The 14,046-nt window shown below is 59.7% G+C and carries 9 protein-coding genes; 8 read left to right on the top strand and 1 reads right to left on the bottom strand.

All coding sequences use genetic code 11. From position 1 onward, the window contains the following. Window positions 1-66 precede the first annotated feature (66 nt). Window positions 67-4,803, top strand: coding sequence for an RHS repeat domain-containing protein (locus AB4N48_RS21835; RefSeq protein WP_460094308.1), 4,737 nt, complete (start codon window positions 67-69; stop codon window positions 4,801-4,803). Window positions 4,804-4,858: 55 nt separating this feature from the next. Here AB4N48_RS21835 and queG read toward each other — a convergent pair whose 3' ends face one another. Continuing rightward, entirely contained in the window at window positions 4,859-5,959 is a 1,101-nt protein-coding gene (gene queG / locus AB4N48_RS21830) for a tRNA epoxyqueuosine(34) reductase QueG (RefSeq protein ID WP_150638279.1), read from the bottom strand. Window positions 5,960-6,022: 63 nt separating this feature from the next. On the opposite strand from queG, the gene AB4N48_RS21825 reads away from it, so the two are divergent. The 7 genes from AB4N48_RS21825 to hflX all read left to right on the top strand — a co-directional run bounded on the left by AB4N48_RS21825 (window position 6,023) and on the right by hflX (window position 13,962). Continuing rightward, the gene (locus tag AB4N48_RS21825) at window positions 6,023-7,522 is read left to right on the top strand and encodes an NAD(P)H-hydrate dehydratase (protein WP_460094307.1); all 1,500 of its coding nucleotides are present in this window, start codon (window positions 6,023-6,025) and stop codon (window positions 7,520-7,522) included. After that, window positions 7,510-7,980: a tRNA (adenosine(37)-N6)-threonylcarbamoyltransferase complex ATPase subunit type 1 TsaE gene (gene tsaE, locus AB4N48_RS21820; RefSeq protein ID WP_016771950.1), complete on the top strand. Its 471-nt coding sequence runs from the start codon at window positions 7,510-7,512 to the stop codon at window positions 7,978-7,980. The genes AB4N48_RS21825 and tsaE overlap by 13 nt, the downstream gene beginning before the upstream one ends. A 51-nt stretch (window positions 7,981-8,031) precedes the next feature. Next, on the top strand, window positions 8,032-9,411 hold the full coding sequence (locus AB4N48_RS21815) for an N-acetylmuramoyl-L-alanine amidase (RefSeq protein WP_370593506.1): 1,380 nt from the start codon (window positions 8,032-8,034) through the stop codon (window positions 9,409-9,411). Further along, a complete protein-coding gene (mutL, locus tag AB4N48_RS21810) occupies window positions 9,408-11,315 on the top strand; it encodes a DNA mismatch repair endonuclease MutL (protein ID WP_150638274.1) in 1,908 nt (635 codons plus the stop codon). Before AB4N48_RS21815 ends, mutL begins: the two co-directional genes overlap by 4 nt. Next, on the top strand, window positions 11,315-12,286 hold the full coding sequence (miaA, locus tag AB4N48_RS21805) for a tRNA (adenosine(37)-N6)-dimethylallyltransferase MiaA (RefSeq protein ID WP_353187896.1): 972 nt from the start codon (window positions 11,315-11,317) through the stop codon (window positions 12,284-12,286). The genes mutL and miaA overlap by 1 nt, the downstream gene beginning before the upstream one ends. A gap of 95 nt (window positions 12,287-12,381) precedes the next feature. Next, complete coding sequence (gene hfq / locus AB4N48_RS21800) at window positions 12,382-12,648, top strand: RNA chaperone Hfq (RefSeq protein WP_016771947.1); 267 nt, start codon at window positions 12,382-12,384, stop codon at window positions 12,646-12,648. A 12-nt stretch (window positions 12,649-12,660) separates the two neighbouring features. Further along, window positions 12,661-13,962 (top strand): ribosome rescue GTPase HflX, encoded by a 1,302-nt coding sequence (gene hflX / locus AB4N48_RS21795; RefSeq protein WP_041480728.1) that lies wholly within the window; start codon window positions 12,661-12,663, stop codon window positions 13,960-13,962. Window positions 13,963-14,046: the final 84 nt, after the last annotated feature.

Genomic DNA, 14,046 nt, shown 5'->3' with positions numbered 1-14,046 from the left:
CGGCGCTTTTTGCTGGCCAGTTTTAACTGCTCAACCTAAGTCTGGAAATAAAAGGACGGTTTACCAATGGAAAGTAATTTCTCTCCCTCTGTTCATTCAAACGCTTTCAACTTTGGTGAATTTGTTTCAGGAGGCGTTGATCCCCGCACGGGCATGTACACCTGCGCATTTTCGCTTGGCAAGTTGCACTCGGCGGATCTCAATGGTCCGGAGCTTGCACTTTCAGTGGGCTTTAATCCGCTCAATCAGGCGGATAGTGGTTTCGGCGTTGGCTGGTCTTTGACACTGACCAATTATGACTTGCGCAGCAAAGTGATGACCTTGTCCAACGGTGAGCGCTACAAGGCTGTCGAGACGTCTACCGGTCTGAAGTTCAAGGAAATGAAACTGCAAACGGCGAAAGTGTCAGTCGCTGGAGCAGGGCGCTATGAAGTTCGATACAAGGATGGCCGGCGTGAACTGCTCAAAGTCCTGGCCGGCACTCAGGTCGCCGTCGCGGAAAAAATAATCGCGGCGAACGGTGTGAGCATTACGCTGAAGCATGAGTTGTTCAACCAGTTTCCCCGATTGGCCGAAGTCCGTGATGGCAAGCGCTGCCTGTTGAAAATCACCCGCGCGGCAGGTCAGGTGACGCTGTCCCGGCATCCCGACACTACTTCCAGTTCCAACTACAAGCTGATCTTGAAAAACTCTCGAGTGACGGCCATCGAGCTGCCGGTTGGTAAGGGTTGGGACCTTGAGTATGAAGTCATCGCTGGAGCCAGCTATGTTCATCGCATCGTCAATCCGCTGCGCGGGGTCGAAATCATTCGCTACAAGCGGCACGGCCACCGCTTCATCAGCGGTGTGGAACGGACACTGCCGTTTGTGATTGCTCACGATGTCTACCCAGGGCGCGGCCAGCCCCGACTGTGCAAGACCTACACGTACTCCGACCATAACTTCCTTGGGCAGGGCCTCCTTCCTGCCAAGGATAGTGACCTGGATCCTCTCTATCTTGCGCCCGGCCACTACGTCTACACCTCGGACGAGCACTTGCTGGTCAGCGGCAAAGTACATACCCGCATCAAACGCACCTACAACAAATTCCATCTGTTGGTGGCTGAGGTTACAACCTGTGGTGACGCTCAGATCGCCACCACCACGGAGTATCACTGTTCCATTACCAAGCCATTCAGTGAGCAGGTGGCTCAGTTCCGCATGCCTAAAGTCCACACGGTGACGCACCTTGATCGGCGCACCCAACAGCAGCGTGTGGAAACCACCGTCACCGAGTTCGATGACGAAGGTAACTTGCTCAAGCAGGTCGAGCCCACTGGGGTGACGACGACCACGGAATTTTATCCGGCCAGTGGTGGAGATAACTGCCCAGAGGATCCGCTGGGCTTTTCCAGATTCCCGAAAAAAAGGACGGTGACTGCTGCCGCATCCGATGGTGCTTCGACAGTCACCTACTACGACTACGCGCTGCATCCGGCGCTGGACGGTGCGGAACTGGCATCCGTGTTACCGGTCGAGGAGCGTTTTTGTGAAGTGTTGGAAGGCGTTGAGGTATTGCGTTCGAAAACCGCACGCAGTTATTTGAATACGCCCGGGGATCCACTCAAGCATGGAGCCACGAAAGAGCAGAGTGTCATCCTGAATGATAAAAAAACCGCTATCGAGTTTTCCTATGAACTTGAGGGTGACAGGTTGCGAGTCAGGTCCAGCACGCGCGGATTTGACGGCACGCTGCAGACCAGTGAGAAAGTGCTGTCGACGCTGACCGGATTACAGGTCTCTGAAGTCGGTGTCGATGGCGAGCACATCGAGCATGAGTACGACGCAATCGGTCGGGCAGTGGGCAAAACGGTTGCTGGCGGCACCCCATATGCGGCCGTTACCCGGTGGACCTATCTGGCTGCCAGCAAACAGCATCCGGCGACAATGGTGACCACGGATCCTGCTGGCGGCGAGCAAAAAGTGACTTATGACGGGATGGAACGGGTGATCACCGTTCATGAAAAGGACTGCGACCATCCCGACAAGGACGGTCTGATTCAGACACGCACGCTTTATTCTGCGCTGCATGATTCGGTCGGCCACAAGGTGAAAGTGACGCTGACTGATTGGCGTGATGGCAAGCCTTATCCGGTCAGCACCGGCTACGAATTCGATTCCTGGGGCCAGGTCAGCAAGACGCTGCACGATGATGGACGTATCGAACACAGCGAGGCGGACCCGGTTCTTCGCCGGCAGACCCATTGGCTCCAGGGGATGGGCAAGACGATCACCCTCGTCAATGATTTCGGTAAACCGCTGAGTGTCGAGAGCTTCAATCTGAAGAACAAAAGTCTCGGCAAAACTGTGTACACCTATGACGGCTACGGGCGCACAACCAGTCAGACAGACCCTGTCGGCAATACCAGCCGATATGAGTACGACGTTTTTGACCGGATAACCCGCAGTGTCCTGCCCGACGCCACTGCGGTCGTGACCGACTACGCCGGGCATAGTGATGAAGGTCTGCCGATCAACATCAAGGTCGCTGACAAAGTGTTGGGGCAGCAAACTTATGACGGTCTGGGTCGCTTGATCCGAAGTACCGTTGGCGGACGTAAGTCCGAGGCAGGTTATGAAGCGGGCTTCACCCAGCCGCAGTGGTACAGGAGTGCTGATGGCAAAAAAACCGAATTCACTTATTTGCGGGAACTGGGCGGCCTGCTGACTGAGCGCAAGGCAGGGGATCTGGTCACGACCATGACGTATGACCCCCTCAGTGGCAATCCCTTGACCTGTACCGAAAACGGCAGACAGCGCAATTTCGCCTATCACCCCTCCGGGCGTGTGAAAACCGAAACGACGACCCTCGGCGCTATCACCAAAGCAACCTCCAGTAGCTGGTCCCTGCAGGGGCGACCGATCGCCCATGTCGATGTGCTCGGAGTCGAAAGCACATCCGAATACGATAAGCACGGCCGCCTGCTATCCACCTCTCAAGGCTCGCTTAAAACCGAATTCCACTACGACGCGCAGACGGGGATGCTGGACTGGACGAAAACCGAAGAAACGTCAATCAAGCGTCAAATGCTCACCCGGTTTGCCTATGACGATATCGGGCGTGAAACCCGCCGAACATTCGAGATTCAGGGGCAGCCAGACCAGACCCTGGAATCGACTTACACGCTGGCTGGCAAACTGGCGCAGAAAGTGTCCAGACGTGGCACTCAAGTGTTACGTGATGAACAGTTCACCTACGATGTGCGCGGGCGCTTGATCCAGTACGACTGTGCCGGCACGCAAAAGCCGCGCGATCCGTATGGCAAGGAAATTATCCGCCAGACATTCACCTTCGATGCATTGGATAACATCCTCACCGTGCAGACGAAGTTCCCGCTGGGGGTGAATCTGACCACCTTCAGTTACGACAATCCTGATCCTGCACAGCTCAGCGCCGTCAAACATTCCCACGTCGACTATCCCTCGGCAGTGACGCTGGAATACGACGCCAACGGCAGGATGATCAAGGACGACCAGGCGCGAACGCTGGCCTATGACGCGTTCGGACGTCTCGAGCAGTTGTCCAGCGCAGGGGGATCAGTGATTCGTGGCTACCATTACGACGGTTTCGACGATCTGGTGGAGCTGTCGCAAGCCGAAAAAGCAATTGTGCAGCGTTACTACTACGCAGGCCGGGTTGCCAACGAGGTGAGTGGTGAAAGTTCAACCAGTGTTGTGCGTCACGGTGGAGCGCTCGTGGGGCAACAGCAATCGGGGTTGAACCCCGACGCGCAGCTATACGCCACCGATCAGCAGCAAAGTGTGCTGGCAACGCTGGGCAAGGAGCAGCTCACCGATTGCGCCTACAGCCCTTATGGGCATCGTCCCGCCGAAGGTGGATTGTTCAGCGTGGCAGGGTTCAACGGCGAACAGCTGGATCCGGTTACCGGGCTGTATCTGCTGGGCAACGGTTACAGGGCTTATAGTCCGACACTGATGCGCTTTCTCGCCCCCGACAGCATGAGTCCGTTCGGCGCGGGCGGATTGAATGCGTACAGCTACTGCCTGGGCGACCCAGTCAATCGTGTCGACCCTACCGGGCATATCTCCTGGCAATCGATCCTGGGCATCGGCCTCAGTGTTCTCGGAATTGTTGCCAGCGTGGTGACGATGGGCGCGGCGACGCCATGGGCAGTGGCGGCATTGGGGCTGGCGGTTGCTTCAGGCCTGGCGGGTATTGCCAGCGAGGTGGTCAATGAACTCGCACCGGGTTCTCAAGCGGGCGAGATATTGGGCTGGATCAGTTTTGGTCTTGGGCTGGCTTCGGTGGGGGCAGGGCTGGCAGCTGGTGCCAAAGCGGGCATCAATGCTGGCAGGAAACTGGCTGGCGCCTTCAAGCAGGGCCTGAGTAGTAAAGGCTCCAAAGCAGCGGGTCAAGAGATGGCCCGAGGCATGATCAAGGGTAAGGGAAACAAGGCGGCGGCCAAGGCGAAGGCCAGCGCGGCCGTTCAGGAAGAGGCCGAGAAACCATGGTCACTCGTCAGGGTCGACCCCAAAAAGAACATCCTTGAGAAAGAGGGCCTTACCGGCTTGCTTGAAAAGGCCGAAACTTTCATGCAGCACATTGAGGCGGGTAACTCCCCGACGTCTTCTGCAGCGCTGATTCATGCCAAATACACGCCCATGCATGGTCCATCCGGCTCAGCATCAAAGCCGATGCATCTCTATCTGTCGCAAGGAGACCGAATATATATGACCGAAAACGCCAAGGAGCGGATCGCGGTCATCAACCAGCTGGGTGGTCATTTAAAGGAAAAAAAGTAAGTCGGAGCACGCAACGAAACGATACAAAGCGAAAGCAGGAACACTCAAGGCTCGGCTACGATTTGAACAGTGCGCTTGCCGGTTTTGCGAGCGCGCGGTGGGCGTGCTGTTCCAGTGCCCACTCGACATGTTCCCTGACCAACTCTGACGGATAATCACGTCGCGCCTTCAACGCTTCCAGCACAGGAATCGATGAAGGCGCATTCCCCAGCCCCACCGCCAGATTGCGTAACCAGCGCTCGTACCCGGCACGCCGCAACGGTGAACCTTCGGTGCTGTTCAAGAACTTTTCTTCATCCCACATGAACAGTTCAGCCAGCTCGGCATTATCGAGATTGTGCCGTGGCTTGAAATCGCTTTCTCCAGTCGGCCGAGCGAAGCGGTTCCATGGGCAGACGATCTGGCAGTCATCGCAGCCAAACACCCGATTGCCTATCAATGGCCGCAATTCTTCGGGAATCGCGGTTTTCAGCTCAATGGTCAAATAGGAAATGCAGCGCCGGGCGTCCAGCACGTACGGGCCGACAAAGGCATTGGTCGGGCAGATATCCAGGCATGCGGTGCAACGCCCGCAATGTTCAGTGCTGTGTGGTTCGTCCACCGGTAGCGGCAGGTCGACGAACAGTTCGCTCAAGAAAAAATAACTGCCGGCCTTGCGGTTCAACACCAAGGTATTTTTACCGATCCAGCCCAGTCCAGCCTGTTCGGCGATGGCTTTTTCCAGCACCGGTGCGCTGTCGACAAACGCACGAAAGCCGAACGGGCCGATCTCCGCCTGGATCTTGTCGGCCAATTGTTGAACACGTTTACGGATCAATTTGTGGTAATCGCGGCCCAAGGCATAACGCGACACGTAAGCCTTCTCCGGCTCAGCCAGGCGTTTGGCCATTTCGGTATCGCCTGGCAAGTAGTCCATGCGCAGGGAAACCACGCGCAACGTGCCCGGCACCAGCTCTTCCGGGTGCGAGCGTTTGCTGCCATGGGCGCCCATGTAGTCCATGTCGCCGTGGTAGCCGGCCTCGAGCCAGCGCTGCAGATGCTGCTCGTGTTCGGTCAGGTCCAGACCGCTGATGCCGACTTGCTGGAAGCCCAGCTCGCGGCCCCAATCCTTGATCGATTGGGCGAGGGCGGGCAGGTCTGTGGTGATGGCGGACATGAGGCGAGAGAAACCGGAGCTGAGGTGCGTATAATTCTGCCAGACATCGGAGCCCGAAGACGCATGCCGCAGACGAAAGATGAATTACCCGACGCGCTGTACCGCGCCGCGCAGGTGCGCGAACTCGACGCGCGGCTGATCGCCGCCGGCACGCCGGGCTTCGAATTGATGCAACGCGCCGCCCGCGCGACGTGGCGCGCACTGGTGCGCAAATGGCCGGGCGCGAACGAGCTGACCGTGCTCGCCGGCCATGGCAACAATGCCGGTGACGGTTATCTGGTGGCCGGGTTGGCGCTGCGGGCCGGCTGGACCGTGCGCGTTCTCGCCGTCGGCGATCCGCAACGTTTGCAGGGCGATGCCGCACTGGCCCATGCCGAATCGGTGGCTGCTGGTGTTGTGGTGCAAGGCTGGCAGGCGCAACGCGAGCTGCGCGGTGTCGTCCTCGATGCGTTGCTCGGCACTGGCCTGAGCGGCGAAGTGCGTGAGCCCTATGCCTCGGCGATCAAGGCGATCAACGCCTGCGGCTTGCCGGTAGCGGCGGTCGATATTCCTTCCGGGCTGTGTGCCGATACCGGGTGTGAACTGGGTGTCGCGGTATGCGCCGATCTAACGGTGACCTTCATTGGTATGAAGGTCGGGCTGTTGACCGGTGATGCGGCGGATCATATCGGTGAGCTGGTCTTCAGCGACCTGCAAGCCCCCGACGAAATTTTCAGTGACATTCCTGTCTGCGCTCAGCGCCTGAGCGCCGCTAATCTTCCAGCACTTGCGCCGCGCGCGCCGACCTCGCATAAGGGCCGCTTTGGCCATGTGTTGCTGATCGGCGGCGATCACGGTTTCGGCGGAGCGATTCTGCTCAGCACGGAAATGGCCTTGCGCGGCGGCGCGGGCATGGTCTCGCTGGCGACTCGCCCAGAGCATGTGCCGGCGGCGCTGACCCGGGTCCCGGAGGCGATGGCGCTCGGCACTTCGTCAGCCAATCAACTGATGGGGCTGCTGGAAAAGGTTTCGGTGCTGGTGGTCGGACCGGGTCTCGGTCAGGCCAGTTGGGGTCGTGCCCTGTTGTCGGCGGCCGCCAATGCTGCGTTGCCGCAAGTGTGGGACGCTGACGCGTTGAACCTGCTGGCCAGCGATTTTGTCCAGTTGCCCAAGGATTGCGTGATCACCCCGCATCCCGGTGAAGCGGCGCGCTTGCTTGGCATCAGTACCGCCGAAGTGCAGGCCGATCGCCCGGCCGCTGCTCTGGCGTTGAGCAAAAAGTATTCAGCGGTAGTGGTTCTGAAAGGGGCCGGCAGTCTGATCGCCCATCCAGACGGGCGTCTGGCCCTGTGTCATCAGGGCCATCCGGCGATGGCCACGGGCGGTTTGGGGGATGTGCTGGCCGGTCTCACCGGCGCATTGCTGGCCCAGGACATGGACGCGTTCGATGGGGCATGCCTGGCCGTCTGGCTGCACGCCAACGCGGGTATGCAACAAGGCAAATTCGGCCGTGGGCTGGCGGCCAGTGATCTGATTCCAGCCATTCGTCAGTTGTTGGAGGAGCAAGCACCGTGTCTGAAGTAACCCTGTACCTGGCCGATGAACAGGCAATGAGCGACTTTGGCGCACGGATCGCCCGCGTCACCCAGGGCCATGGCCTGATTTTTCTTGAAGGTAATCTGGGTATGGGCAAAACCACCCTGTCACGGGGCATCATTCGCGGTTTGGGCCATGTTGGCGCGGTAAAAAGTCCCACCTTCACTCTGGTCGAGCCCTACGAGATCGGTGACATACGTGCCTTCCACTTCGACCTCTATCGTCTGGTCGATCCCGAGGAGCTGGAGTTTCTCGGCATCCGTGACTACTTCGAAGACGATGCCCTGTGCCTGATCGAGTGGCCCGATAAAGGTGCAGGCTTTTTGCCAAAGCCCGACCTGACCATTACCATTAGCCCGCAAGACAGCGGGCGTTCGCTGAAAATTTTAGCCCAGGGCTCGCGTGGCGAGGCCTGGTGTGCCGCTTTGGCATTGGAATCCAATTAAATGATGGGGTTTGGTATGCGCTTTCGCGCGTTGGTGGCTGCCGCTGGACTGATGTTGATGGCAGTAACCGTCAACGCTGTGGCCGATTCAAAGGTCAACAGCGTGCGCCTGTGGCGTGCGCCGGACAACACGCGACTGGTCTTTGACCTCAGCGGCCCGGTGCAGCACAGCGTTTTCACCCTGACAGCCCCTGATCGGCTGGTGATCGACATCAACGGCGCCACCCTCGGCGCGCCGTTGAACGTGCAGACCGCGAACACGCCTATCACCGCGATGCGCTCAGCCCAGCGCACGCCGACCGACCTGCGGGTGGTCATCGACCTGAAAAAAGCCGTCACCCCGAAAAGCTTCTCGCTGGCGCCGAACGCGCAATACGGCAACCGTCTGGTGGTCGATCTTTTCGACAACCCGGCCGATGCCGCGCCGCCGCCAGCCCCGACGCCATCGGTAGCGACCGTGCCGGCGGTGCCGGTGACTCCGACCGAACCGGCGATCAAGCTGCCGCCAGCCCCGGCTGGCAAGCGCGACATTATCGTCGTGATCGATGCCGGCCACGGAGGGGAAGACCCGGGCGCGTCCGGCTCGCGCGGCCAGCGTGAGAAAGATGTGGTGCTGCAGATCGCCCGCGAACTGCAGCGTCAGGTCAACGGCATGAAAGGCTTCCGCGCCGAGCTGACCCGTACCGGCGACTACTTCATTCCATTGCGCGGGCGTACCGAAATCGCCCGCAAGAAGGGCGCCGACCTGTTCGTCTCGATCCACGCCGACGCTGCGCCGTCCGCGGCCGCTTTCGGTGCTTCGGTGTTCGCCCTGTCCGATCGTGGCGCTACCTCCGAGACCGCCCGCTGGCTGGCCGACAGTGAAAACCGATCCGACCTGATCGGTGGTGCCGGCAACGTCAGCCTCGACGATAAGGACCGCATGCTCGCCGGCGTGTTGCTCGACCTGTCGATGACTGCGTCGCTGACCTCCAGTCTCAACGTCGGCCAGAAGGTTCTGACCAACATCGGTCGCGTTACGCCGCTGCACAAACAGCGCGTGGAACAGGCCGGCTTCATGGTGTTGAAGTCGCCGGACATTCCATCGATCCTGGTTGAAACCGGCTTTATTTCCAACGCCAACGAAGCGAACAAGCTGTCCGCATCGAGCCATCAGCAAGCGCTGGCCCGTTCGATCAGCAGCGGCGTGCGCCAGTTCTTCCAGCAGAATCCGCCGCCGGGCACCTACATCGCCTGGCTGCGTGATTCCGGCAAGATTGCCCAAGGCCCGCGCGACCACCGTGTCGGCCCGGGGGAAACCCTGGCGATGATCGGCGTGCGCTATCAGGTTTCGCCGGCCACCTTGCGCGCCGCCAACAATCTGAAAAGCGATGAGCTGAAAGTCGGTCAGCACCTGACGATTCCTGGCACCGAACTGGCGTCGAAAGAATGAACCAGGTATTGAACACTGCGCGCATCGAGCTGCTCAGCCCCCGGCTGGCGAACCAGATTGCCGCCGGTGAGGTGGTCGAGCGCCCGGCTTCGGTGATCAAGGAGTTGCTGGAAAACAGCCTTGACTCCGGCGCCAGGCGTATTGACGTCGATGTCGAGCAGGGCGGCGTCAAGTTGCTGCGCGTGCGCGATGACGGCAGCGGTATTTCCGCCGATGACCTGCCGCTGGCCCTGGCCCGTCACGCCACCAGCAAGATTCGCAACCTCGAAGATCTCGAGCAGGTGATGAGCCTGGGGTTCCGGGGCGAGGCGCTGGCGTCGATCAGCTCCGTGGCGCGTCTGACCCTGACCTCGCGCACCCGCGATGCCGATCAGGCCTGGCAGGTCGAAACCGAAGGCCGGGACATGGCGCCGCGCGTGCAGCCGGCGGCGCATCCGGTCGGCACTTCGGTGGAAGTCCGCGACCTGTTCTTCAACACCCCGGCCCGGCGCAAATTTCTCAAGACCGAAAAAACCGAATTCGATCACCTGCAGGAAGTGATCAAGCGTCTGGCGCTGGCGCGCTTCGACGTGGCTTTTCATCTGCGCCACAACGGCAAGACCATCCTCAGCCTGCACGAGGCCCACGATGATGCAGCCCGCGCCCGGCGTGTGGCGGCGATCTGCGGTTCGGGTTTCCTTGAGCAGGCGTTGCCGATCGAGATCGAACGCAATGGCTTGCACCTGTGGGGCTGGGTCGGTTTGCCAACCTTCAACCGTAGCCAGGCTGACTTGCAGTATTTCTTTGTGAACGGGCGGGCGGTGCGCGACAAACTGGTGGCCCACGCGGTACGCCAGGCTTATCGCGACGTGCTGTTCAATGGTCGGCACCCGACCTTCGCGCTGTTTTTCGAGGTCGATCCCGCAGCGGTAGACGTCAACGTGCACCCGACCAAACACGAAGTGCGTTTCCGTGACGGGCGCATGGTCCACGATTTCCTGTATGGCACGCTGCACCGTGCGCTGGGCGATGTGCGTCCGGAAGATCAACTTGCCGGCTCGGTCACCACGGCGATCGTTCGGCCGAGCGGGATCGAGGCTGGCGAGTTCGGCCCGCAAGGCGAGATGCGTCTGGCCGCCAATGCGCTGCTGGAGCAGCCTCAGGCGCAGCCGGTGTTCAATACTCCGTCCGGGGCTAGCGCTGGCGGCGCTTATCAGTATCAATACACGCCGCGTCCGCAATCGGCGCTGCCCGCTGCCGAGGCGCAAGCCGCTTACAAAGAGTTTTTCGCGCCGCTGCCTGAAGCCAATGCCAGCGCGCTGCCAACCGGTCAGGAAGATATCCCGCCGCTCGGCTATGCACTGGCGCAGCTCAAGGGCATCTATATTTTGTCCGAAAACGCCCATGGCCTGGTGCTGGTGGACATGCATGCCGCCCACGAGCGAATCATGTACGAGCGCCTGAAAATCGCCATGGCCAGCGAAGGTCTCAGTGGCCAGCCGTTGCTGGTGCCGGAATCGCTGGCGGTCAGTCAGCGCGAGGCCGATTGCGCTGAAGAACACGCCGCTTGGTTTCAGCGTCTTGGTTTTGAATTGCAGCGACTGGGGCCGGAAACCCTGGCGATCCGGCAGATTCCCGCTTTGCTCAAGCAGGCCGAAGCCAATCGACTGGTCGGCGACGTGCTCTCTGACCTGATGGAATACGGCACCAGTGACCGTATCCAGGCGCACCTCAACGAACTGCTCGGCACCATGGCCTGCCACGGCGCGATCCGCGCCAACCGGCGTCTGGCCCTGCCGGAAATGAACGGTCTGCTGCGCGATATGGAAAACACCGAGCGCAGTGGTCAATGCAACCATGGCCGACCGACCTGGACCCAATTGGGCCTGGACGATCTGGACAAACTGTTCCTGCGCGGTCGCTGATGAGCCAGCTGCCTCCAGCGATTTTCCTGATGGGCCCGACCGCTGCGGGCAAGACCGATCTGGCCATCGAGCTGACCAAGGTGTTGCCGTGCGAGTTGATCAGTGTCGATTCGGCGCTTGTCTACCGCGGCATGGACATCGGCACGGCCAAGCCTTCGCAAGAACTGCTCGCCGAATACCCACACCGGCTGATCGACATTCTCGACCCCGCTGAAGCGTATTCCGCTGCCGATTTCCGTCGCGACGCGTTGCAGGCCATGGCCGAAATCACTGGGCGAGGAAAGATCCCGCTGCTGGTCGGCGGCACCATGCTCTATTACAAGGCTCTGGTCGAAGGTCTGGCGGACATGCCGGCAGCCGATCCCGAGGTCCGCGCGCAGATCGAGGAAGAAGCTGCACGCCTCGGCTGGCAAGCCCTGCACGAACAGTTGGCGCAGATCGATCCGGTGTCGGCGGCGCGCATCCATCCCAATGATCCGCAACGCTTGAGTCGGGCACTGGAAGTGTATCGAGTCAGCGGGCAGAGCATGACCGCTCTGCGCGAGCAACAATCTGTGCAAAGTACTGAAGCAGCCGCTTCGGGACGGCAACAATTGCCCTATACTGTCGCGAACCTGGCCATTGCTCCGGCGAATCGTCAGGTTCTGCACCAGCGAATTGAACAAAGATTCACAAATATGTTGGAACAGGGATTCATCGACGAGGTCGTAGCCCTGCGTAAAAGAAGTGACCTGCATTCGGGGTTGCCGTCTATACGTGCGGTAGGCTACCGCCAAGTCTGGGATTACCTGGACGGCAAGCTGACATTGGCCCAGATGCAGGAGCGGGGCATCATCGCCACGCGCCAATTGGCCAAACGCCAGTTTACCTGGCTGCGCAGCTGGGACGATTTGCATTGGCTGGACAGTCTTGATTGCGACAATCTGCCACGCGCCTTGAAATACCTCGGGACCATCTCCATATTGAGCTGAGTCCTTGCAATTGCCGTCTATCCTTGGGGGTGTGACGGCCGAAGCCATCTGAATTTACCTGTTTTTATTATTGAATCCTTAAAGGAGTGCGGCACATGTCAAAAGGGCATTCGCTACAAGACCCTTACCTGAACACTTTACGTAAAGAGAAAGTCGGGGTTTCCATCTACCTGGTCAACGGTATCAAGCTGCAAGGGACGATCGAGTCGTTCGACCAGTTCGTGATCCTGCTGAAAAACACCGTAAGCCAGATGGTCTACAAACACGCTATCTCGACCGTCGTGCCGGTTCGTCCAATTCGTCTGCCTAGCGCAACCGAAAACGAACAGGGCGATGCCGATGCAGCGCCGGGTAACGCCTGATAGGAGTCTCCTTTGTTCTTTGAGCGCCACGGTGGTGGTGAGCGAGTCATCCTCGTTCACTTGGATGGACAGGACCCTGAGGCGCGCGAAGATCCGCAGGAGTTTCAGGAGTTGGCAAATTCGGCTGGCGCCGAGACCGTCGCGTTTTTTAACGTGCCGCGTCATCGGCCAACCGCCAAATATCTGATCGGCAGCGGCAAGGTCGAGGAACTGCGCGACCTGGTCAAGGCTGAAGAAGCCGATCTGGTGATTTTCAATCACATCCTCACGCCCAGTCAGGAACGCAACCTTGAACGTGTCTTCGAGTGTCGCGTGATCGACCGCACCGGGCTGATTCTCGATATTTTCGCCCAACGCGCACGCACCCATGAGGGCAAGCTGCAGGTCGAACTGGCCCAGCTTGACCACATGAGCACGCGGCTGGTTCGCGGCTGGACTCACCTTGAGCGTCAGGGTGGCGGTATCGGTATGCGCGGTCCGGGTGAAACCCAGCTGGAAACCGACCGCCGTCTGCTGCGGGTTCGCCTGCGTCAGATCAAGGGGCGGCTGGAGAAGGTGCGCAGTCAGCGCGAGCAGTCGCGCCGTGGCCGATCCCGTGCGGACATCCCTACCGTTTCGCTGGTGGGATACACCAACGCCGGAAAATCGACACTCTTCAACAACGTGACGAAGTCCGAGGTGTACGCGGCCGATCAGTTGTTCGCCACGCTCGACCCGACCCTGCGCCGGCTGGAGCTTGACGACCTCGGTCCGATCGTCCTCGCCGACACCGTGGGGTTCATTCGTCACCTGCCACACAAGCTGGTCGAGGCATTTCGGTCTACGCTCGAAGAGTCGAGCAATTCCGACCTGCTGTTGCACGTGATCGATGCGGCTGAACCGGATCGCATGTTGCAGATCGAGCAGGTGATGGTGGTGCTGGGCGAGATTGGTGCCCAGGACTTGCCGATCCTCGAGGTCTATAACAAACTCGATTTGCTTGAAGGCGTCGAGCCGCAGATCCAGCGCGATGCCGATGGCAAGCCGCAACGGGTCTGGCTCTCGGCGCGTGATGGCAGCGGTCTGGAATTGCTTGAACAGGCCATCGCCGAGTTGCTCGGCAGTGATCTGTTCGTCGGTACCTTGCGCTTGCCGCAACGATTCGCTCGGCTGCGTGCGCAGTTCTTCGAACTCGGGGCGGTGCAGAAAGAAGAATACGATGATGAAGGTGTCAGCCTGCTGGCCGTTCGTTTGCCCCGGATCGAGCTGAATCGATTGGTAAGCCGCGAAGGATTGCAGCCGATGGAATTCATCGAGCAACACACTTTGCAATAAAAGCCTGACAAAGCGGTTGTGCCGCAACGGCAGGCATTCTGTAGCATTGGTCGGCGCGCCGTGGGTGCGTCTTTGCTTTATCAG

Source organism: Pseudomonas sp. S2_C11, from assembly GCF_054668395.1.
Note: the sequence above shows the minus strand (reverse complement) of the source record. Positions and strands in the feature narration are given on the sequence as shown.

Excerpts from the sequence above, each read along its gene's own strand:
- AB4N48_RS21835 (WP_460094308.1), top strand. The coding sequence starts at position 67 with ATGGAAAGTAATTTCTCTCCCTCTGTTCATTCAAACGCTTTCAACTTT.
- queG (WP_150638279.1), bottom strand. The coding sequence starts at position 5,959 with ATGTCCGCCATCACCACAGACCTGCCCGCCCTCGCCCAATCGATCAAG.
- AB4N48_RS21825 (WP_460094307.1), top strand. The coding sequence starts at position 6,023 with ATGCCGCAGACGAAAGATGAATTACCCGACGCGCTGTACCGCGCCGCG.
- AB4N48_RS21815 (WP_370593506.1), top strand. The coding sequence starts at position 8,032 with ATGTTGATGGCAGTAACCGTCAACGCTGTGGCCGATTCAAAGGTCAAC.
- mutL (WP_150638274.1), top strand. The coding sequence starts at position 9,408 with ATGAACCAGGTATTGAACACTGCGCGCATCGAGCTGCTCAGCCCCCGG.
- miaA (WP_353187896.1), top strand. The coding sequence starts at position 11,315 with ATGAGCCAGCTGCCTCCAGCGATTTTCCTGATGGGCCCGACCGCTGCG.
- hfq (WP_016771947.1), top strand. The coding sequence starts at position 12,382 with ATGTCAAAAGGGCATTCGCTACAAGACCCTTACCTGAACACTTTACGT.